The organism is Haemophilus sp. HN_Hi10, from assembly GCF_049821985.1.
Lineage (GTDB): Bacteria > Pseudomonadota > Gammaproteobacteria > Enterobacterales > Pasteurellaceae > Haemophilus > Haemophilus influenzae_D.
In genome coordinates this window covers 1,402,756-1,424,790 of sequence record NZ_CP187495.1, presented here as the reverse complement: position 1 = coordinate 1,424,790, position 22,035 = coordinate 1,402,756, and the positions used below count along the sequence as shown (strand labels likewise).

The 22,035-nt window shown below is 37.5% G+C and carries 21 protein-coding genes and 1 pseudogene; 14 read left to right on the top strand and 8 right to left on the bottom strand.

What is annotated here, in order from left to right; all coding sequences use genetic code 11:
* The first annotated feature begins 4 nt into the window (after positions 1–4).
* From bioA to aroG, 8 genes are all read left to right on the top strand, one after another.
* Positions 5–1,294, top strand: a complete 1,290-nt coding sequence (gene bioA / locus ACPT8Q_RS06970) for an adenosylmethionine--8-amino-7-oxononanoate transaminase (protein ID WP_050949278.1) — start codon at positions 5–7, stop codon at positions 1,292–1,294.
* Positions 1,295–1,302: 8 nt separating this feature from the next.
* On the top strand, positions 1,303–2,445 hold the full coding sequence (bioF, locus tag ACPT8Q_RS06965) for an 8-amino-7-oxononanoate synthase (protein ID WP_050949258.1): 1,143 nt from the start codon (positions 1,303–1,305) through the stop codon (positions 2,443–2,445).
* 9 nt (positions 2,446–2,454) lie between these two features.
* Entirely contained in the window at positions 2,455–3,102 is a 648-nt protein-coding gene (locus ACPT8Q_RS06960; RefSeq protein ID WP_050949257.1) for a pimeloyl-ACP methyl esterase BioG family protein, read from the top strand.
* Positions 3,090–3,872, top strand: a complete 783-nt coding sequence (bioC, locus tag ACPT8Q_RS06955; protein WP_050949256.1) for a malonyl-ACP O-methyltransferase BioC — start codon at positions 3,090–3,092, stop codon at positions 3,870–3,872. Before ACPT8Q_RS06960 ends, bioC begins: the two co-directional genes overlap by 13 nt.
* Before the next feature lie 8 nt (positions 3,873–3,880).
* Positions 3,881–4,522, top strand: a complete 642-nt coding sequence (gene bioD, locus ACPT8Q_RS06950; RefSeq protein WP_061671197.1) for a dethiobiotin synthase — start codon at positions 3,881–3,883, stop codon at positions 4,520–4,522.
* A gap of 81 nt (positions 4,523–4,603) precedes the next feature.
* Positions 4,604–5,287, top strand: a complete 684-nt coding sequence (lolD, locus tag ACPT8Q_RS06945; protein WP_005693575.1) for a lipoprotein-releasing ABC transporter ATP-binding protein LolD — start codon at positions 4,604–4,606, stop codon at positions 5,285–5,287.
* Positions 5,287–6,537 carry a lipoprotein-releasing ABC transporter permease subunit LolE gene (lolE, locus tag ACPT8Q_RS06940; protein WP_050949277.1) on the top strand — a complete coding sequence of 417 codons (1,251 nt, stop codon included), beginning with the start codon at positions 5,287–5,289 and terminating at the stop codon, positions 6,535–6,537. The genes lolD and lolE overlap by 1 nt, the downstream gene beginning before the upstream one ends.
* Positions 6,538–6,753: 216 nt before the next feature.
* Positions 6,754–7,842, top strand: coding sequence for a 3-deoxy-7-phosphoheptulonate synthase AroG (gene aroG / locus ACPT8Q_RS06935; protein WP_050949254.1), 1,089 nt, complete (start codon positions 6,754–6,756; stop codon positions 7,840–7,842).
* A 78-nt stretch (positions 7,843–7,920) separates the two neighbouring features.
* On the opposite strand, the gene ACPT8Q_RS06930 is transcribed toward aroG, so the two are convergent.
* Complete coding sequence (locus tag ACPT8Q_RS06930) at positions 7,921–8,361, bottom strand: LexA family protein (RefSeq protein WP_050949253.1); 441 nt, start codon at positions 8,359–8,361, stop codon at positions 7,921–7,923.
* Between the two features lie 285 nt (positions 8,362–8,646).
* Here ACPT8Q_RS06930 and sstT point away from each other — a divergent pair, with 285 nt between their 5' ends.
* The 3 genes from sstT to ACPT8Q_RS06915 all read left to right on the top strand — a co-directional run bounded on the left by sstT (position 8,647) and on the right by ACPT8Q_RS06915 (position 11,174).
* Positions 8,647–9,891 carry a serine/threonine transporter SstT gene (gene sstT, locus ACPT8Q_RS06925; RefSeq protein WP_050949252.1) on the top strand — a complete coding sequence of 415 codons (1,245 nt, stop codon included), beginning with the start codon at positions 8,647–8,649 and terminating at the stop codon, positions 9,889–9,891.
* 120 nt (positions 9,892–10,011) lie between these two features.
* Entirely contained in the window at positions 10,012–10,620 is a 609-nt protein-coding gene (locus tag ACPT8Q_RS06920) for an NAD(P)H-dependent oxidoreductase (RefSeq protein WP_050949251.1), read from the top strand.
* Positions 10,620–11,174 carry a TorD/DmsD family molecular chaperone gene (locus tag ACPT8Q_RS06915; protein WP_061671198.1) on the top strand — a complete coding sequence of 185 codons (555 nt, stop codon included), beginning with the start codon at positions 10,620–10,622 and terminating at the stop codon, positions 11,172–11,174. Before ACPT8Q_RS06920 ends, ACPT8Q_RS06915 begins: the two co-directional genes overlap by 1 nt.
* 43 nt (positions 11,175–11,217) lie before the next feature.
* Here the strand turns inward: ACPT8Q_RS06915 and ACPT8Q_RS06910 are convergent, their stop codons facing one another.
* A complete protein-coding gene (locus ACPT8Q_RS06910; RefSeq protein ID WP_050949249.1) occupies positions 11,218–11,772 on the bottom strand; it encodes an NAD(P)H nitroreductase in 555 nt (184 codons plus the stop codon).
* Positions 11,773–11,870: 98 nt separating this feature from the next.
* Between ACPT8Q_RS06910 and sppA the strand changes: the two genes are divergently transcribed.
* On the top strand, positions 11,871–13,718 hold the full coding sequence (gene sppA / locus ACPT8Q_RS06905) for a signal peptide peptidase SppA (RefSeq protein WP_050949248.1): 1,848 nt from the start codon (positions 11,871–11,873) through the stop codon (positions 13,716–13,718).
* Positions 13,719–13,755: 37 nt separating this feature from the next.
* On the opposite strand, the gene licD is transcribed toward sppA, so the two are convergent.
* The 5 genes and pseudogenes from licD to mnmC form a co-directional block, all read right to left on the bottom strand.
* Positions 13,756–14,553: a lipopolysaccharide cholinephosphotransferase LicD gene (gene licD, locus ACPT8Q_RS06900; protein ID WP_050949247.1), complete on the bottom strand. Its 798-nt coding sequence runs from the start codon at positions 14,551–14,553 to the stop codon at positions 13,756–13,758.
* Positions 14,553–15,254 carry an NTP transferase domain-containing protein gene (locus ACPT8Q_RS06895; protein ID WP_050949246.1) on the bottom strand — a complete coding sequence of 234 codons (702 nt, stop codon included), beginning with the start codon at positions 15,252–15,254 and terminating at the stop codon, positions 14,553–14,555. The genes licD and ACPT8Q_RS06895 overlap by 1 nt, the downstream gene beginning before the upstream one ends.
* Positions 15,251–16,129, bottom strand: a complete 879-nt coding sequence (licB, locus tag ACPT8Q_RS06890; protein WP_005650938.1) for a choline transport protein LicB — start codon at positions 16,127–16,129, stop codon at positions 15,251–15,253. The genes ACPT8Q_RS06895 and licB overlap by 4 nt, the downstream gene beginning before the upstream one ends.
* Positions 16,129–17,183: pseudogene (licA, locus tag ACPT8Q_RS06885) on the bottom strand (phosphorylcholine kinase LicA). The gene licB and the pseudogene licA overlap by 1 nt, the downstream one beginning before the upstream one ends.
* A gap of 87 nt (positions 17,184–17,270) precedes the next feature.
* The gene (gene mnmC / locus ACPT8Q_RS06880; RefSeq protein WP_050949244.1) at positions 17,271–19,283 is read right to left on the bottom strand and encodes a bifunctional tRNA (5-methylaminomethyl-2-thiouridine)(34)-methyltransferase MnmD/FAD-dependent 5-carboxymethylaminomethyl-2-thiouridine(34) oxidoreductase MnmC; all 2,013 of its coding nucleotides are present in this window, start codon (positions 19,281–19,283) and stop codon (positions 17,271–17,273) included.
* Between the two features lie 147 nt (positions 19,284–19,430).
* On the opposite strand from mnmC, the gene fabB reads away from it, so the two are divergent.
* The gene (fabB, locus tag ACPT8Q_RS06875; protein ID WP_050847971.1) at positions 19,431–20,651 is read left to right on the top strand and encodes a beta-ketoacyl-ACP synthase I; all 1,221 of its coding nucleotides are present in this window, start codon (positions 19,431–19,433) and stop codon (positions 20,649–20,651) included.
* 62 nt (positions 20,652–20,713) lie between these two features.
* Here the strand turns inward: fabB and ACPT8Q_RS06870 are convergent, their stop codons facing one another.
* Complete coding sequence (locus ACPT8Q_RS06870; RefSeq protein ID WP_005650929.1) at positions 20,714–20,977, bottom strand: GrxA family glutaredoxin; 264 nt, start codon at positions 20,975–20,977, stop codon at positions 20,714–20,716.
* A gap of 116 nt (positions 20,978–21,093) precedes the next feature.
* On the opposite strand from ACPT8Q_RS06870, the gene ACPT8Q_RS06865 reads away from it, so the two are divergent.
* Positions 21,094–22,002, top strand: coding sequence for a RimK family alpha-L-glutamate ligase (locus ACPT8Q_RS06865; RefSeq protein ID WP_050949243.1), 909 nt, complete (start codon positions 21,094–21,096; stop codon positions 22,000–22,002).
* Positions 22,003–22,035 lie beyond the last annotated feature (33 nt).

Below are 22,035 nucleotides of genomic sequence, written 5' to 3'. Positions count from 1 at the left end.
AATGATGGATGAACAATCACTTTTAGCTTTTGATACACAACATATTTGGCATCCTTATTCTTCAGTTTCTTCTGATATGCCGCTTTATGCGGTGGAACGTGCCGATGGCGTGATGATAACTTTAAAAGATGGTCGTCGTTTGATTGATGGTATGTCCTCTTGGTGGGCGGCGTTGCATGGTTATAATCATCCTCGTTTAAATGCGGCTGCACAGAATCAGTTGGCAAAAATGAGCCATATTATGTTTGGCGGATTTACCCATGACCCTGCGGTGGAATTAGCTCAATTATTGGTACAAATTTTGCCCAATGGATTAGATAAGATCTTTTTTGCTGATAGTGGTTCTGTTGCAGTGGAAGTAGCGATGAAAATGGCTATTCAATATCAGCACGCTAAAGGAGAAGTGCAACGACAAAAATTCGCCACTATTCGTTCTGGTTATCACGGCGATACTTGGAATGCAATGTCAGTTTGTGATCCAACCACAGGGATGCATCATTTATTTCATCATAGCTTACCCGTGCAGTATTTTCTTCCTCAACCCAATATTTCATTTAATGAATCTTGGAATGATTGTGTCATTGAACCTTTAGCTGATTTACTTAAGAAAAAAGGTAGCGAAATCGCCGCACTGATTTTAGAACCTGTTGTGCAAGGTGCGGGCGGTATGTATTTTTATTCGCCAACTTATTTAGTGAAAGCGCAAGCGCTTTGTAAACAATATGGTATATTGCTAATTTTTGATGAAATTGCCACAGGTTTTGGCCGTACAGGGAAATTATTTGCAGCCGAGCATGCTGGGATTTCGCCAGATATTATGTGTATCGGTAAAGCATTAACGGGTGGTTATTTAACTTTATCGGCAACCATTACGACCACTGAAATTGCGCAAACTATTTGTAGCGGTGAGGCTAAATGCTTTATGCACGGACCCACCTTTATGGCAAATCCGTTGGCTTGTGCAATTGCAGCGGAATCTATTTGTTTATTGTTAGAAAGCCCTTGGCAGCAAAATATTCAGCGAATTGAGCATTTCTTAAAACAACAGCTTTTGCCTTTAGCTGAAAAAGATTATGTCAAAGAAATTCGCGTATTAGGGGCGATTGGGGTGGTTGAAATGAAAAGTACGGTAAATATGAAAACTTTAGTTCCGCGTTTTGTGGAACAAGGTGTTTGGATTAGACCTTTCGGAAAATTGATTTATGTTATGCCGCCTTTTGTGATTAAAGATGATGAACTTCAGAAATTAACAAAAGGCATGATTCTGGCTTTAACACAGGAATATGAACATTAGGATGAAAAATGGATGCTTTTAAACAGCAACTGGAAAAGCTTAGTGCGCAAAATCAATATCGCTCGATTCCAGACTTAGTTCATCAAGGACGATATATTACGCGGGAAAACCGCAAAATGCTAAATATGTCGTCTAATGATTATTTGGGTTTGGCATCAGATGAAAACTTACGCCGGTCTTTTTTGCAGCAATACGGCGGTAATTTTCCCTCTTTTACCAGTTCTTCATCGCGTTTATTAACGGGCAACTTTCCTATTTATACCGATTTGGAAGAGCTTGTCGCACAACGTTTCCAACGAGAAAGTGCCTTATTGTTCAACAGCGGCTATCACGCCAATCTCGGTATTTTGCCTGCTTTGACGACGACGAAAAGTTTGATTTTGGCAGATAAATTCGTTCACGCCAGTATGATTGACGGCATTCGTTTAAGCCAATGTGAATTCTTTCGTTATCGTCATAATGATTATGAACATCTAAAGAATCTGCTCGAAAAAAATGCTGGAAAATTTGACCGCACTTTTATTGTGACGGAATCTGTTTTTAGTATGGATGGCGATATAGCTGATTTGAATTATCTTGTTCAATTAAAAAAACAGTTTCCCAATACTTATCTTTATGTGGATGAAGCCCACGCAATCGGTGTTTATGGGCAAAACGGATTGGGGATTGCCGAACGGGATAATCTGATTGCCGAGATTGATTTATTGGTCGGCACTTTCGGTAAAGCATTAGCCTCGGTGGGGGCGTATGCCGTCTGCAACCAAGTATTGAAAGAATGTTTGATTAATCAAATGCGCCCATTGATTTTTTCAACCGCATTGCCGCCGTTTAATGTGGCTTGGACTCATTTTATTTTTGAACGATTACCACAATTTTCAAAAGAAAGAACTCATCTTGAGCAGTTAAGTGCATTTTTACGCCAAGAAGTGGAGCATAGAACGCAAATAATGCCAAGCCAAACTTGCATCGTTCCTTATATTTTAGGCGAGAACGAAGTAACCCTTGCTAAGGCGAAAACTCTGCAAGAGCAAGGTTATTATTGCTTGCCAATTAGACCACCGACAGTACCAAAAGGTACATCCAGAATACGATTATCTTTGACGGCAGATATGACAATAGATGAAGTAAAACAGTTTGTGGCATGCTTATAAGGAAATAATGTGAAAACGAAATTTTATGATCATCAAGGTGAGCATTTAATAGTTTATTTTGCTGGCTGGGGGACACCTCTTGATGCGGTGGCTCATTTGATTTTGCCAACAGATCATGATTTATTAATTTGCTACGATTATCAAGATTTGAAGTTAGATTTTGATTTTTCTGCCTATCAGCAAATTCGTGTAGTGGCATGGTCAATGGGCGTTTGGGCGGCAGAGAGGGCATTGCAAGGAATAAGATTAAAATCCGCAACGGCAGTGAATGGCACGGGCTTGCCTTGTGATGACAATTTTGGCATTCCTTATGCCGTTTTTAAAGGCACATTGGAGAACCTCACGGAAAATACCCGTTTAAAATTTGAACGCAGAATCTGTGGCGATAAAGCATCTTTTGAAGATTACCAACAATTTTCCGCCCGTCCGTTTGACGAAATTCATCAAGAACTTACCACACTTTTTGCGATGATCGGGCAAGATAGACGTACAGATCTTATCCGCTGGACAAATGCCTTGGTCGGATCGGGCGATAAAATTTTTATGCCTGCCAATCAGCACCGATATTGGACACCGCGTTGCACCGTTCGGGAAATTGACGGCGGACATTACCTGTTTTCAAGATTCACCCATTGGTCGGCACTATGGAATCACTGACTGCCATAAATAAATCGCGCATTCGGCAGGCTTTCCAAAAAGCATTAAACGATTATGACCGGCACGCCTTAATCCAACAAAAAATGACGATTAATTTAATGGCGCATTTGCAAGATTATTTGCCGGATATGCCATTGGAAAACGTATTGGAATTGGGCTGCGGTTCAGGAATGTTGAGTGCCTTGCTGCAAAAACAGATTTCAGCGGATTATTGGTTATTTAATGATTTGTGCGATGTGCAGACCCAATTGGCTGAAAAACTGCCGCAATCCTTTGATTTTTATTGCGGTGATGCGGAAAACTTTCCTTTTCAACGACAATTTGACTTAATCGCAAGCGCATCTGCCGTGCAATGGTTTCATCAACCCGAGGCTTTTATCCCCCATTGCAAAACAGGCTTGAAAGCAAACGGATTATTGGCGGTTGCGACCTTTGGCGAAGACAATTTAAAAGAAGTCCGCCAAATCACAAATATAGGCTTAAATTACCCGACTTTATCCCAATGGCAGGCTTGGTTAGCCAAAGATTTTGAGCTTTTATGGTGTGAGGATTTTAAGGTAATACTAGACTTTGATACGCCGTTAGATGTACTCAAACACCTTAAATATACAGGCGTAACAGCCACGAACCAAAAAAATTGGACAAGAAAAAATCTCAATGGATTTATTGACGATTACTTGTCGGCGTTCAGTATGCCGTCGGGCAAAGTGCGCCTGACTTATCATCCGTTATTTTTTATCGCACGCTATTCTGCGGCGGACAGACAATAAGGCAGCTTATGGGCAAAGTTATTTTTATATCGGGGATTGATACTGATGTGGGTAAAACAGTGGCAACAGGGATTTATGCTAAAAAGTTGATGGAACAAGGCTTTTCCGTGATTACACAAAAAATGATTCAAACAGGTTGTAAAAATATCGCTGATGATTTGCTTGTGCATCGAAAGATTCAAGGGATTGATTTAACGGAAGAAGATTTACAAGGCAAAACCTGCCCTTATGTTTTTGAATATCCTTGTTCGCCACATTTAGCTGCAAAGCGAGAAAGTAGAAAAATTGATGCAAAAATCATTGAAAGATCCACCGCACTTTTGGCAGAAAAATATGATTATGTGTTGCTGGAGGGCGCTGGTGGGTTAATGGTTCCCTATTGCGAGGAAGCGACGACGCTAGATTATATTCAGTCAAATAATTACCCTTTGATTTTAGTCACATCGGGAAAATTAGGCAGTATAAACCACACATTATTAAGTTTAGAGGCTTGTCGTACTCGTGGTATTTCAGTATTAAGTGTAATGTATAACGGTTACCCAGAATATGATCCTATTATTAGTCAAGAAACCCAAAGCTATTTAAAAGGTTATCTTGAAAAACATTTTTCTGAAACAGGATTTGAATGCTTTGGGTGTATTGAAATTTAAGCTCAAGGAAAAGTGTGATAGACTCGCGCAAGTTTTTGATGGGATTATCTGCCGCTAAAGTGCGGTTAAAACGAGTAAAAAATGAATAACTATTTATTAAAATGCGAAAACATCAATAAATTTTATCAAGAGGGCGAAAATCAAACGCAAGTGTTAAAAGGTGTTTCTTTTTCTATGGAACCTGCAGAGTTGGTTGCGATTGTAGGAAGCTCAGGTTCAGGGAAAAGTACTTTATTGCATACTTTAGGGGGACTTGATCAGCCAAGTAGTGGGGAAGTGTTTATTAATGGACAATCTTTGCAAAAAGCATCGGCTAATGAATTAGCTGCTTTGCGTAATCGTTATTTAGGATTTGTGTATCAATTCCATCATTTAATGGCGGATTTTACCGCACTTGAAAATGTGATGATGCCGATGTTGATTGGTCATCAAAATAAAACAGAAGCAAAAGATCGTGCCGAAAAAATGCTAAGTGCGGTGGGATTAAGCCATAGAATTACCCATCGTCCTTCTGCACTTTCTGGTGGGGAACGTCAGCGTGTGGCGATTGCACGTGCTTTAGTGAATAATCCATCGTTAGTTTTGGCGGATGAGCCAACAGGGAATCTCGATCACAAGACCACTGAAAGCATTTTTGAGCTGATTCAACAACTTAATCAAGAACAAAATATCGCCTTTTTATTAGTCACTCACGATATGGGGCTTGCGGAAAAATTATCACGCCGTTTGGTTATGCAAGATGGTCTTTTGAAGGAAGGTGCATGATGAATACGCCGTTTTTTATTAGCTGGCGTTATCAACGTGGCAAGCAAAAAAATCCTTTGGTTGCGTTAATTGCAAAATTTTCTGCAATTGGTATTGCACTGGGCGTTGCAGTTTTAATTGTTGGCTTAAGTGCGATGAATGGGTTTGAGCGTGAGCTTAATCAACGGATTTTGGCAGTCGTGCCGCATATTGAGATTTTTTCTGCGCCTCAAGCGAAAGATCCCACAATTCATCATTGGCAAAATTTAGAAAAACGCTTACAACAAAATCCACAAATTAAAGGCATTTCTCCTTTTGTGAGTTTTACTGCATTAGTAGAAAATGGCTCGAAATTGAAAGTTGTTCAGGTCAAAGGTGTTGAAAAACAAGCAGAAGATAAGGTAAGTTCAATTGGTAATTTTGTACAAGAGCAAGGTTGGAACAAATTTGAGAAAGAAGGCGGATTAGTCTTGGGATCGGGTATCGCTAAAGAACTTGATGTAAAAGTAGGGGATTGGATTACCTTACTTATTTCTCAGCAAAACGGCGATGAACAATTTACTCAACCAACTCGTGAGCCAGTGCAAGTTACCGCTATTTTACGCTTAGATGGTCAGCTTGATTATAGTTATGCCTTATTGCCGCTTGCTCAAGCACAAACGTTTTTAACTTATCAACCAGATCAAATTACAGGTGTTGAATTGAAATTAGATGATCCTTTTTCTGTGAGAAATCTGGATTTATCAATGCTTAATGATTATCCGCAGATGCTATATATGCAAAATTGGATTAGTAAATTTGGTTATATGTATCGAGATATTCAGCTTATTCGAACTGTGATGTACATCGCAATGGTGCTTGTGATTGGTGTGGCGTGTTTTAATATTGTTTCTACACTGATTATGGCAGTAAAAGATAAGCAAGGCGATATAGCCATTATGCGTACGCTTGGAGCGAATAACGCTTTCATCAAATGTATTTTTATTTGGTATGGCTTACAGGCAGGAATGAAAGGTTGCTTAATTGGAATTGTGCTAGGCATTATACTTGCATTAAATCTTACCACTTTTATTCAAGGTATTGAGTGGATTATCGGTAAGAAATTATTATCGGGCGATGTGTATTTTGTGGATTTTTTGCCAAGCGAGTTACATTGGTTGGATGTTTTGATGGTTTTAATCGCTGCACTTGCCTTGAGTTTAATTGCGAGCCTTTATCCAGCAAGCCGAGCCGCTAAATTACAACCTGCACAAGTATTAAGTAGTCATTAATTCTGTGAGTACCGTACAAAAGTGCGGTATTTTTTTATCTTTTATTTACTTAATTATTTCGGTTTATTCAGCTTGCAAGCAGGTTGTAAAGATAGTTTAATAGGAACTTCGTAGATTTTATTCTAAAAACATAACGAACTAGTTTACTAGTACAAGAAATAAGTGTAGATTAGCTACATAATTTAAATACAACATTTGAAAGCAAGAGAGTGATGTATGGCTAAAGAGAAAATTGAAATTGTCGTGGCAAACGATGATACGCGAATTGAAAAAGTCGATCAGGTGTTACCACCGATTGCCTTATTAGAAAAATATCCAGCGAGTGAATATGCTGCGGCATTAGTGAAGCAAACTCGTCATGAGGCACATAATATTATTCAGGCTAAAGATGAGCGTTTATTAGTTGTAATTGGACCTTGCTCCATTCACGATCCGAAAGCTGCCATTGAATATGCGACTCGTTTAAAACCATTACGTGATAAATATAAAGATAGCCTCGAAATTATTATGCGTGTGTACTTTGAGAAACCGCGTACAACTGTGGGCTGGAAAGGTTTAATTAATGATCCGTATTTAAATGATACTTATCGTTTAAATGATGGTTTACGTATTGCACGGAAATTACTTTCAGATATTAATGATCTTGGTGTGCCTGCTGCGGGCGAGTTTTTAGATATGATTACACCTCAGTATTTGGCTGATTTTATGAGCTGGGGGGCGATTGGGGCTAGAACAACAGAATCACAAGTTCATCGTGAGTTGGCTTCAGGTTTATCTTGTGCGGTTGGTTTTAAAAATGCCACTAATGGCGGAGTAAAGGTTGCTTTAGATGCAATTGGTGCGGCGGAAGCTCCCCACTATTTCTTATCTGTCACTAAATTTGGTCATTCTGCCATTGTTTCTACAAAAGGGAATGAGGATTGCCATATTATTTTACGTGGCGGAGACAAAGGCCCTAACTATAGTGCTGAAGATGTAGAAAAAGTTTGTGCTGATATTGAAAAAACAGGGCGTATTCCACACGTTATGGTTGATTTTAGCCATGCAAACAGCAGTAAACAATATAAAAAACAAATGGAGGTTTGCCAAGATGTGTGTCATCAAATCGCATCTGGTTCTAAACAAATCTTTGGTGTAATGGTGGAAAGTCATTTAGTGGAAGGTCGTCAAGATTTAGTTGATGGCAAAGCACAGACTTACGGACAAAGCATTACGGATGCGTGTATTGGATGGGAAGATTCTGAAAGATTATTACAACAACTTTCTGATGCAGTGATTGCGAGACGTAAAGTGACGAGTAATTAATTGAAATATAATCTAGATACTAGATAAAAGTGCGGTGGATTTTTACCGCACTTTTTTATTTGTCTTTAGTTATTCCAACTAGGCTGCCCATTTCATTTTATCGCGACGTTTCATTTGATGGATAGTGTTGGTTACGGTGCCGACAATAGGCAAATTTGACCAATCTTTTACATTTAAATTAGGTGTTGTGGAATCCAATGCCATGAAAAGGTAATTACCGTTATGTGCCATAAATTCATAGACATGAAATTCGTTATTTTCTTCAAGTACCACAAGATCACCTGAATAAAGATCGTCATTTTTTTCGACGACTAACATATCGCCACTTTCAATTCCCCAAGCTAACATATTTGGGTTGGTTATATGAATAAAACAAGTTTGTTTTGGACGTTTGATACAGTAAAGATTTAAGTCTAATTTTTTGTTGAATTTAAGGTTATCTTCTATATCACTGAAAAAAGGCAGTGGATTATAAGAAAAATCCATTTCATATTGTGTAGCCAAAGTTTGGTTGTTCATTCTCTTGTCTCCCGTTAAATAATATGGATAAATAACCTTTTATCTTGTTTTTTTGTACAGTTAAATTTTACTGATGTTTCATACAGGGTGTCAATAGGTTAAATAAAAAATTTTTTTATAAGTATGTTTTTAGAGAATATCTAATAACTTTAGAAAAAAGTTCACTTTTAGAGTGAAAAATAATAAAAAATATTTTCTTTCATTAAAATTTTACGCTATCTTTAATTCCCCATAGGTGGATTGGTAACAATCTGAAGTTAAATTTACTAAAAGAAAGATAAAAATATGAACACATCACGTCTATTTAGTCTGTTATTTCACGGTAGTTTGGTAAAACGAATTGCCGCTGGCTTGGTTCTTGGTATTATTGTTGCATTGATTTCAGCACCATTACAAGAAACCATTGGTTTTAATCTTGCTGAAAAAGTTGGCGTATTAGGTACGATTTTTGTAAAGGCTCTGCGTGCCGTTGCACCAATTTTAATTTTCTTTCTTGTTATGGCTGCCCTTGCAAACCGTAAAATTGGCACGAAAAGTAATATGAAAGAAATCATTGTGCTTTACCTTTTAGGCACATTCTTAGCTGCATTTGTTGCTGTTATTGCTGGTTTCGCATTCCCAACGGAAGTGGTATTGGCTGCGAAAGAAGATTCAAGTTCTGCACCTCAAGCTGTTGGTCAAGTGTTGCTAACATTAATTTTGAATGTGGTAGATAATCCATTAAATGCGATTTTCAAAGCAAACTTTATTGGTGTATTAGCTTGGTCTATTGGTTTAGGTTTGGCTTTACGTCATGCATCTGATGCAACTAAAAATGTGTTATCAGATTTTGCAGAAGGCGTATCGAAAATTGTTCATGTGATTATTTCTTTTGCGCCATTTGGTGTATTCGGTTTAGTGGCTGAAACCTTATCTGATAAAGGTTTAGTTGCATTAGGCGGTTATGTGCAATTACTTGCAGTATTAATCGGTACGATGTTATTTACTGCTTTTGTTGTAAACCCTATTTTGGTTTACTGGAAAATCCGTCGCAATCCTTACCCATTAGTGTGGACTTGTGTACGCGAAAGTGGTGTAACTGCATTCTTCACACGTAGTTCCGCAGCAAATATTCCAGTGAATATTGAATTAGCAAAACGTTTAAACCTTGATGAAGAAACTTATTCTGTTTCTATTCCATTGGGTGCGAACATTAATATGGCGGGTGCGGCGATTACTATTACTATCTTAACTTTAGCTGCAGTTCATACACTTGGCTTAGAAGTTTCTTTCGTTAGTGCACTTTTATTAAGTATTGTTGCAGCACTTTGTGCTTGTGGTGCATCTGGTGTAGCAGGCGGTTCATTATTACTAATCCCATTAGCATGTAGCTTATTTGGTATTTCTGATGATGTAGCAGCACAAATGATCGGTGTTGGTTTCATTATTGGTATTTTACAAGACTCAACTGAAACTGCATTAAACTCATCAACTGACGTATTATTTACTGCGGCAGTATGTATGGAAGAAGAACGTAAAAATGCAGCATAATTATGATGCAAATAAGAGAGCGGGCTATGCCCGCTTTTTTTATATGATTTTATATGCAAAGTGCGGTCTATTTTGATAGACTTTTGCCACGTTTTATTTCCCTACAAATAGGTAAGAAAAATGAATCACTTAATTATTTTTGCTCATCCTAATTCAGAGCATAGTTTTGGGCGAGCAATTGCTAATCGTATTGAGCAAATTAGTCAAGAAAATGGTGTAAATGTATTTTTTCGTGATCTTTATGAAATGAATTTCAATCCAATTTTATCTCATGAAGAATTGCAAAATGCTAACAAAGGTATTATTCCAGAAGATATTCAGCAAGAGCACGATTTTATCCTTCAAGCGGATTTAATTACGTTGGTTTATCCCCTTTGGTGGATGGGATTTCCGTCAATTTTGAAAGGCTATTTAGATCGCGTATTAAGCCATGGCTTTGCCTATAAAACAGAAAACGGCGAATCAGTGGGTTTGCTCAAAAATAAGCAAATGCAGCAATTTATTACTATTGGCAGTAATGTTGATAAATATAAAGAATTTGGTGTGGATAAATCGCTTAATCATTGTTTGATTAATGGATTGTTTAATTACTGTGGCATTGAAAATGTCGAGTTTGAATTATTTGGAGATATTCATTTAATTGATGATAAGGCTCGTGAAGCAATGATTGAACTTGCTGCTCAAAAAACTCAAGAAAAATTGACCGCACTTTTAAAGGAAAAAGCGTAATGTCTGAAAAACAAATTAATAATTTTTCATTAATTAGTCGATTATTCGGTAATCTTTTTTATCGTTCTCCAACAGATAAAGTACTCGCTAACGCATTTGTTTGGTTACAACAAAAAGGTTTGAGTCAAGTTTGGGCATTAAATACTGATAAAGAAAGTGAATTAGCACTGAATAGCCTACAAGCTAAAATTGATCTCAATTTATTGAACCAAGAGTATCAAAAATTATTTGCTGCGAATGGAAAAGTGATAACGGCTATTTCAGCTTATGGCATTGATGTTGAAGAATTTATGAATTTTCGCCTTGTACACAATATGCCAGAGGTGGAAAGTGCGGATCATTTTGCTTTATTATTGCTTACAGCCTCTTGGCTTGAAGATAATTTGGATTCTTTAGTCGCTCAGCAAGAATTCTTTGAAACCTCTTTATTGCCTTGTGCAGCGAAGTTTTTAACTCAAGTAGAAATGCAAGCAACCTTGCCTTTTTATCGTGCATTAGCAATTCTTACACGAGAAATATTGGCAGCGATGGCGGATGAATTGGAAGAAGAGTAATGCAATATTTTGCTTTCCTCTAAGTCTTGAGGAAAGCAATATTTTATAGATAGGTTACAAAATCTTTTGTATCGATAATACGGTATTCACGTTCTGCTTTTTCTATGCTTGTGCCAATCATAACTAAGGCAATCACACGATCTTGTTCACGACATCCGAAAGCTTCTCGTAATGCACTTCCCTCAACCCATTTTCCTGAAATCCACACGTTATCAAATCCTTGTGCTTGAGCAGCCAGTTGTATTCCGTAAGTTGCACAGCCCGCACTTAGCATTTGTTCCCAATCTGGCACTTTAACGATAGTTGGATCGATTTTTGCTACCACACCAATAACCATTGGTGCGCGATGTGCTAGGTTTTCGGCTTTCATCAATTTTTCTTCCCCAAGATCAAATTCTACAACGGCAGCTTTAAGTAGCGCTTCCAATTTATTTAAGCTCTCGTTTTCCATTACAATAAAATGATAGGGATGTAATTTTCCGTGATCTGGCGAACGCATTGCTGCTTCGAAAATACGCTCAAGCTGTTCTGCATTAGGTGCAGGTGTGGTTAATTTTTTATTTGATTTTCTTGTGGTTAAAAGTGTAAGTGCATCCATTTTATTATTCCCTATAAATAAAAGTGCGGTAGATTATAGCATAGTTTTTGGCAAGGCTTTGTGATACGCTAGGGTAAATTTTTTTAAAGGTAATTTATATGTTTCGAGTATTAAAATTTTGTTGGAAAGCACTGTGTTTCATTCGTGATCTTGTGATGAATGTCGTGTTTTTAGGTTTTGTGTTTCTGCTAATGGCGATTATTAGCTTTTCAAGTGGCGGGAAAAAATCTACAACATTAACGGGGGAAGGGGCATTATTGCTCAATTTAGATGGTTATTTAGCGGACAACCGAGATGAAACACTTCGTTGGCAAGATGCGTTAAGCGAATTGAATGGCGAGCGTGTTCCTCGAAAAATCTCGACTTTTGACGTGGTATTTGCCATTCAACAAGCGGAAGATGATCCTAAAATTAAAGGATTAGTGCTTGATCTTAATTATTTTGAAGGGGCAGATTTGCCTGCATTAGATTTTATTGGTGGGGCTATCAGCCAGTTTAAAAATGCAGGAAAACCAGTGATCGCCTATGCGGATAATTATTCCCAAGGACAATATTATTTAGCCAGCTTTGCGGATGAAATTTATTTAAATTCAATTGGAAGCGTGGATATTCACGGTTTATCGCAAGAGAATTTGTATTTTAAAGAGATGCTCGACAAATTAGCCGTTACACCACATATTTTCCGCGTAGGGACTTATAAATCAGCAGTTGAACCATTTTTACGCAATGATATGTCAGCTGAGGCAAAAGCAAATATGCAGCGTTGGTTAGGCGAAATGTGGAATAATTATGTTTTATCCGTCAGCGAAAATCGTAATATTAAGAAAGATAACGTTTTGCCGAATGCGAAACAATATTTATCGGATCTTAAAGCGTTAAAAGGCAATAGTACCGCTTATGCCCAACAACGTGGATTAGTAACCGACGTTGTAACTCGTTTGGATTTAGATAAAAAACTCACCGCACTTTTTGGCAAAGGAAGCGATGGAAAAGCGAACCTTATCGAATTTGATGATTATTTAGCTCAACAGCCTGATCGCTTAGAACATTACAACGTACCGAATAAAATTGCGGTTGTGAATGTGGAGGGAGCGATTATCGATGGGGAAAGTGATGAAGAAAATGTAGGTGGCGACACCATTGCGCGAATTCTCCGTAAAGCTCAAGATGATAACTCAGTGAAAGCCGTTGTTTTACGAGTTAATTCACCAGGTGGTAGTGCTTTTGCTTCTGAAATTATTCGTCAAGAAACAGAAAACTTACAGAAAATCGGTAAGCCTGTCATCGTATCTATGGGCGCAATGGCAGCGTCTGGCGGTTATTGGATTTCATCCACTGCAGATTATATTATTGCCGATGAAAACACTATTACAGGCTCTATCGGTATTTTCGCGATGTTCCCGACTTTTGAAAATAGCATAAAGAAAATCGGAGTGAGTTCAGATGGTGTTTCAACCACTGAATTAGCTAATACATCAGCGTTTTCTCCATTAGCAAAACCCGTACAAGATATTTATCAAACAGAAATTGAGCATGGTTATGACCGATTTTTAGAAATTGTCAGCAAAGGTCGCCAGCTTTCTAAAACACAAGTAGATAAACTTGCTCAAGGTCAGGTTTGGTTAGGCAGTGATGCATTCCAAAATGGTTTGGTGGATGAGATAGGTTCTTTTAATGAAGCGGTCAATAAAGCAGAGCAATTAGTGAATCAACGCCAAGATACTGCCGTACAAGATTTTAGCGTGGAATGGTTTACAGATGATAACCTTAGTTTAATTAGTGCTTTATTGCGCGATACTAAAAAAGGTACGCAAGAGCAGTTAGTTAAATGGCTTGGTCTGCCAGCTCCAATTCAAAAATTACAAAAAGAATTGAATGTATTAACTAAATTTAATGATCCTAAAGGTCAATATTTGTATTGTTTGAATTGTGGGAAGGTTCAGTAATAATTGAAAAAGGGCAGAATTAAATCTGCCCTTTCGCTTACAAAATATACGCTTCTTGAATATGATGTGGCTTTTGGTTTTCTTCTGGTGGAAGCTTCATATAATCTCCATAATATTGCGTTAAGTGTTCGTGATATCCATTCATTACTTGAAATTGTCGCCCCTCAAATTCTTTATAAACAATGTGATTAAAATATTCTTTCGGCATATAAGATTTTTGCCAACCACCGTAGTCAGATAATACAAGACCAATATAATCGCATTGTTTTATTGGATATTTTATTTGGAATTGTGCTAAATTTTTTTGCATTTTGGAAAATAAAAAGTGGCTTAATTTACCAAGTATCGTTCTTTGCAAAGTATTTTCTTTTGATCTTAACCATCTTTTCTTACAAGAAGAAAATCGAAGTTTAATTCTTCGGTGCTTTTTCATCAGTGGGTAAATGATCTTTGGTTCATTCGGTACACCATCGTAGATAAATATATCCATAAACATCGGGCTTTTTCTTCCCTTAGCATCTGTTATTTGAGTGCGACAATCGAAAATTTTTGCCATTTCACCGGTATATTGAGCAAGTATATCTTCTGCCGTTTCCATATTGTAGTATTCGTGAGTTTCTTGAAACCAAACATCAACAAATTTTTGATATTCATCGCGGTGCATATAAACATCAATATCATCATCCCAAGGGATAAAGCCTTTGTGGCGTATTGCGCCTATTAATGTTCCACCACCAAGAGAATAGTGAATTTGGTGTTTCTCACATAGAGCGTGGAAATAATCTAAGATATCGAGACAAACGAGTTGTTGTTCTCTGAGAGTCAATTTTTTCATTATTTTTCCTTGTTTGGTGTCAATTTTTGTAAAATATGCTGATAATCATCAAGGTTATCCATCTCAAATATATCATCACGGTTAAGTTGCTCTGTATGAACATTTAATTTATCTATATATTCCATCGGAATGGTGTCCCAATAAAGTGCGGGATTTTTTAATTGCACTTCATTTGTATATTCTTTGAGCAAATTTAGAATAATATTGCAATCCCGAGTTGTCCAATAAGATACCCCTGACAAGCTGGGCTGGTTTAATGATCCAATCTCAATACGTATTACTTGCCCATTACTATTTAAAATCGGTAGCCATTCATTGTACGTTTTAGAACGGATGACTGTGAAATATTTACTGTGTGGTGGCTTCGTTAGAAAAATATTACGATTGAGCACAACATCCGCATCAATAACATAACAATCACTAAAGAAGTCTTGTGCCAGAGAAAAGGAATAAATGCTGTTATATTCACGATATTTTTCGTTGTAAATCAAGCTGCAGTCATATTTTTTCTTTAGATACTCGAATTGTTCGTGTAAATACCCTGTAACAATGACAATATTGTCGATATTTGCTTGACGTAGAAAAGCGAGTGTCCGTTCTAAGTTAGGTGTTCCATGAATATCTAATAGGGCTTTATGAGTGGTTTGTGTGATGTCTTTAAAACGACTGCCTAGGCCTGCAGCCAAAATAATTGCATTCATTTTTGTTCCCCTTTGTAATAAAGTGTAACGATCACTCCTGCACTTAATAATAAGGTGAGTAGTAAGGTAATGGGCTTAATTGGCTGTTTATAGAGCAGATAACCAAGTCCAATTGCCCATACAGAATATGTGATATTTAATGCCATTGCTTTGATTGGTTTTAACAGATAAATCGCTTGGTAATAGCAGACGTAAGATAATGCCCCAAAGATTATTACGCCAGCAATTTGTACATAATTAAAACTAAGTATATCTAGTGAGAAATCTTTCAAGGAAAGAATAAATAGAATCAATAAATAACCAATAGTTGAACCACATAGTCTTAAAAAATACACTTGAAGTCCAGAGAGAGAACGCATTGTATAGGAGGATATCACTATTTCAGATGACCACCCTAATATGCAAATGGCTAAAAAAATGAGACCGCTTGTATTGAAGTTTGCTTTTTGCCCGACTTCAATAGCCAACAATGCAGAAGCAATAACCGCCAATCCAAATCCAAACTGCGCTGTTCTAGAGATTTTTTCTTTTAGAATCCAATAAGACATTAACGCAGCGAAAACAGGAAAGAGAGATGAAAGCGGTGCCGCATAATAGATCGTTAAATAATGAATGCTTAATAAATAGGCAGACATTCCTATTGGCCCACCTAATACGCCAGATAACGCAGGTTGCCAAAAAACGCCTTGAAAATCTACCGCACTTTTTCGCCATAATGTTATGCCGATAACTAATAACGAGCAAAAATCAATTAAAAAAAGCAATGAAATTATTTTCCCTAATGCATCATATTCACTTAATGGCAATTCATTATATAACAATCCAGATAATGCCCAAAATACAGCGGATAGTATGCCAAAGAGATAGCCACGCATTATGGCAATTCCTCTAATAGTTTAAATGCTGCGTCTAAGCGTTTTAACGCATAATCGCCAAAATTCTCGCCGTGTTCTTCTTTTACTTTTGTCCATAAAAACCACAATACATTTTGGCAAAAACGATGGATTTTTAACCGTTTGTGAGCGATTTGAAATTCTGTCTTGTGATATTTATTTGTCTGATTGCAATAGGTTTCTAATAGAAAATCAGCAGCTTCTTTCGATAAATGAGCTTCCTCAATGATCGTCGCTATATCAAATAATGGATCATTTAAGCCTGAATATTCCCAGTCGATAAAAAATAACCGGTTGTTTTGCAATAGCATATTTTCAGGGACTAAATCATTGTGGCACGGACGTAAAATTATCTCTTTATTGATTTCTTCAAATTTCCAAAATACAGCTGAAAGTTTATCCATTCTAGGATCTGCTTGATAAAAAGCGGATTTGTTTTCTAACAATGAAAAATACTGGCGGAACTCATCGAATACGCTAAATACATTGCGAAAAAAAATTCACTGTTGTGTAAACGACATAAATTATTCGCAACTTGAGACAAACAACTTTGTTCGTTTAATTGTATCTGGCTTAACGGCTTACTATTTTCTAAATAACGAGTCAGTTTTACGCCACTTTTGGCATCTAATACGGGAGTTTCTACATTCAAACCAGCACGATATGCCTGTGCATTATTGAATGCCTCATATTCTCGATTTATAAGTGACAAATTTACGGCATTAGGGATCCGTAATACAAACTTAACTCCAGAAATATTAAGTAGAACATTTTGATTGGTCATTCCTCCAATGGGGGAAAAAGGAATGGAATGCTGATGAAGAAAATGAAATACTTCCTCAGGCTTGCAGCAAGTTTTAACAAATCCTACAATTTGATTGATTGATTGATTGATTGATTGATTGATTGATTGATTGATTGATTGATTGATTGATTGATTGATTGATTGATTGATTGATTGATTGATTGATTGATTGATTGATTGATTGATTGATTGATTGATTGATTGATTGATTGATTGATTGATTGATTGCATAGCATTTTTGTATTCATTTTTATATTTAAATTTTGTTTGATTTTAACACGTCAAAGTTATTTTTGTAAGGTTCTGAATCTTATGGATTTATTCAACTTTTGAACCTTTCAACCACTTTCTCGCCCAAGCTCGGTTAGCTGAAAGGTTATGTAATATGGCTTCGCTTATTGGTAATGGCTCGCCATAAATGATTGAAGCTAAGGTTTCGCCTAAGAGTGGAGCGGAGGTAAGCCCGCGAGAACCTAAGGCTGCGATTAAGAAAAGATTCTGAAAATTGGCCGCACTTTGAATAGGTTGTTTACGGCGGCGGAGGTTGAATAGATTGTAATAATCCGCTTGTTGCTGTTCAAAATTCGGGACGTTTCCAACCATTGGGGCAAGATCTCTTACAGAGCAGCGAATGCCCACTCGAGCCAAATTTCCAGAAGTATCCACGTCCTTTGTCCAATTCTGCATGATATTTTGCTGGAGTTTTTGTTGATTTTCTTGTTGTTCTTGTTCGCTAAAATGGCGATCAACATTATCACGAATATGGCTTGCGCCGATGCAATGTGAGGTTTTTAATTGATCGGCTGGAGTGAGATAGCCATCATAACAAAGCACAGATTTCAGTTTGAGTAAGTTTTCTGATGTTGGAATTTGGCTAACTTGCCCGCGGATAGGGTAGAGCGGTAGCTTTTCTGTTTGAATAAAATCAGTAATTTTATATCCGTTCGCAAGAATGACGACTTCATGGCAGTATTTTTGACCTTGCGTATTTTCTAGTTCCCAACCTTTTTCTTGTTGAGAAAGTGCGGTAATTTTTTGTGAGGTTTTAATGATTACACCTTGCTTTTCAAGAAATGAAAAGGCATTTTGAACAAATTGTCTTGGTGCAAGCCAAGCCCCTTGTTCAATCCAACCGCCTTCGCAATTAAGTGGTAATCCCACTTTTTCACTGAGTTGTTCAGCATCCAGCATTTGGAAGATTTCGTTCGGTAAACCAAGTTGAGAAATCTTTGTTAATTTAACCGCACTTTTTTCGTTGTAAGCACATAGTGCTACGCCGCAAAATTCGTGTTCAAACGCTATGTTTTGTGCGATTGCCCAATCAAGTAATTGGCGACCGTAACTGAACGCGTGCAGGTAAAAATCAACGGTGAGCGCATTATCATCGCTAAGTTGTGGATAAAATGCACCTTGTTTATTACCTGAGGCATTGAGTGCGAGCGCGTCATCCTCACAATAAATAGTGACTTTTGCCCCACGCTTTACTAAGGAAATGGCAGCACAAAGAGAAGCAATACCACCGCCGATAATAGCGACATCTTGTTTTTCCATTTTCGCAGGCTGAGCAAGATACCAAGGTGTGGAAAGTACGGTAGATTTTGATTGTGTTTTTAGCCCACTTAAACATTCTCGTTTTTTGCCGAAGCCTTTACGTTTTGTCACATTAAAGCCTGCGGATTCAAGTCCTTTTCTGACCGCACTTGCTGCGGTGAAAGTGGCAAAAGAACCATTGGGTTTTGTGAAACGAAACATCAGATTATAGAGATCATCATTCCACATTCCAGGATTTTTGCTCGGCGCAAAACCATCTAAAAACCAAGCATCAATACGTTCATTCATATAATCGCCAAGTTGTGGCAAGTTTTCTGATACATTACCAAGCCATAAATCTAACGTTGTCTCTCCAAAATGAATACGATGACAACCTAGAATCAATGAAGGCCAATAACGTTGCAAATGAGCGCTTAAATCTTCAAACTGCGGATAGGCAAGGTGCGCTTGCGAAAGTGCGGTGATTTTTAGCGGATATTTTTCAAAGGAAATAAAATTAAGGCGTTTTAAAGGATGATTCTCGTGTTGCTGGCGAAATTCACGGAATAATTGGGTTACCGCGAAGAAATTTAATCCTGTACCAAATCCTGTTTCAGCAATGACAAAATTAGCCTCGTTGTGGCTTATCCAACGTTCCCAAAGTTGATTACCTTGTAGAAAAACATAATCTGTTTCGGCTAATCCATTTTCGTTAGAAAAATAGACATCATTGAATTGATCTGAGACGGGAATATGGTTTCGATTGAAGTGAATCTCAGCATGTTGCACGCTAAAGGTCATTTTTATTTCTTTCTTGCCTAATGAAATTTGCGTATAATAACGCAATTTTCTGAACTGGTCGAACAAATGAATTATTGCTTGAAATATTTTTATTTCGTAGTAATTTTGTGCCGTTATTTTTACATATAAAACAATAAGGAAGAAGCAATGAGAAGAGCTGTAATTACAGGCTTTGGGATTATTTCAAGTATCGGTAACAACAAAGAAGAAGTATTGGCTTCATTAAAAGAAGGGAAATCAGGTATTGAAGTTGTGCCTGAGTTTGTTGAAATGAATATGCGTAGCCATGTTGCCGGAACAATCAAATTAAACCCAAGCGAGCACATTGATCGTAAAGTGTTCCGTTTTATGGGTGATGCAGCGGCTTATGCTTATCTTTCTATGCGTGAAGCGATTGAGGATGCTGGCTTAACAGAAGATCAAGTTTCTAATGATCGTACTGGTTTAGTGATTGGTGCGGGTACGGGTTCTGCACATAACCAGTTAGTGGCTTGTGATGCGGTGCGTGGTCCTAGAGGTGTAAAGGCGATTGGTCCTTACGCAGTAACGAAAACAATGGCATCAAGTGTTTCTGCCTGTTTAGCTACTCCTTATAAAATCCGTGGTGTGAACTATTCAATGAGTTCTGCTTGTGCAACCTCTGCACATTGTATCGGTCATGCGGTTGAGTTAATTCAATTAGGCAAACAAGATGTGGTTTTTGCAGGTGGTGCGGAAGAATTATCTTGGGAATGTGCAACTGAATTTGATGCGATGGGTGCCGTTTCAACTAAATACAATGAAACGCCAGAAAAAGCATCTCGTGCTTATGATGCAAACCGCGATGGTTTCGTTATTGCAGGTGGTGGTGCTGTTGTGGTTGTGGAAGAATTAGAACACGCACTTGCTCGTGGTGCAAAAATCTACGCGGAAATTGTCGGCTATGGCGCAACTTCTGACGGTTACGATATGGTTGCACCGAGTGGCGAAGGTGCAGAGCGTTGTATGAAACAGGCAATGGCAACTGTTGATACCCCAATTGATTATATCAACGTACACGGTACATCTACACCAGTTGGTGACGTGAAAGAATTAGGTGCAATCAAAAATGTATTTGGCGATAAAATCCCAGCGATTTCTTCAACTAAATCAATGACAGGTCACTCTTTAGGGGCGGCGGGTGCACACGAAGCAATCTACACGTTATTAATGTTGGATAATGATTTTATTGCGCCAAGTATTAATATCGAAACCTTAGATGAAGCCGCTGAAGGTTGCAACATCGTTACTGAGACGAAAGAAAATGCAGGATTACAAACTGTCATGTCAAATAGCTTTGGTTTTGGTGGTACAAATGCGACATTAATTTTTAAACGTTATAACGGTTAAAACGATTCTATGAAAAAGCCACTTTCGATTGAAAGTGGCTTTTTTGTAAATTAAAAGAAAAATTAAGCAACGATACCAAATTGTTCTTTCATTAATGCTTCAAAGTCAGTGCAACCACCAATTGGTTTTTCATCAATAAAGATTTGTGGTACGGTTTCTACTGGTTTACCAACTGATTTTGATAAATCTTCTTTAGTAATGCCTTCTGCATGAATATCCACATAACGATAGCCAAAATCAGCAACTTCGCCTTTTAATTTTTCAGCAAGGTTTTTTGCACGCACACAGTAAGGGCAGCCAGGACGACCAAAAATAACAACGAACATAAGATTTCCTTTTTTGAGTTAAACATTCCAGGCAATTCTACCTGATTTTTATCGTCTACATAAAGTGTTTTTATTCGTGTAATATACGGAACATTGTAGATAATAAATTAAATGTTATGAAATTATTAATGCTTTGCCGCGAACCTCGTCTTTATAGTTGCCAACGCTTAAAAGAAGCAGCTAAACGTCAAGGGCATGAGATGGATATTTTAGATCCGAATCGTTGCCTCTTAAAACTCTCACAAAATCCACCGCACTTTCAGATTTTTTATCAAGAAAATTCAGGGTCTAAACCTTATTTATTGCCTGATTATGATGCTGTTTTGCCTCGATTTGGCACAACAAGTACGCAAATGGGATGTTCAGTCTTGCAGAATTTTGAAGGCAAAGGGATTTTTTGTTTAAATTCATCTCAGGCATTTTTAAATGCACGTGATAAGTGGAAAAGTTTGCAACTTTTGCTGAAGACTGGTGTTCCTGTTCCCAATTCACTTTTAAGTGGCTGTGAAGTGCAAGCTCAGGCGACGATACCTCATATCAGTTCGCCGACAATTTTAAAAATGCTAAATGGTTCACAAGGAATTGGGGTAATTTTAGCTGAAAAGCCACAAAGTGCGGTGAGCATTATGGAAGCTTTTAAGCAAACTAATATATCTATGTTGCAGCAAGATTTTATCGAAGAAGCGGGCAATGCGGATATTCGTTGTTTTGTGATTGGTGATCAAGTTGTAGCAACGATGCAACGAATCGGACAAGATGGCGAGTTTCGAGCGAATTGTCATCGTGGTGGAAAAACTGAAAAAATTATACTAAGCGATGACGAGAAACAGATAGCCATTAGAGCAACAAAAGCCATCGGTTTAGATGTGGCTGGTGTGGATTTAATTCGTTCAAAAAATGGATTATTGGTTTTAGAAGTAAATGCAAGCCCAGGCTTAGAAATGATTGAAAAAACAAGTGGGGTTGATATTGCAGCTGAAATAATTGATTATATTGAAATAAATGCCTTTATCAATTTAAGATAAAGGCATTTTTTAAAATATTGTCAATTTCAACCG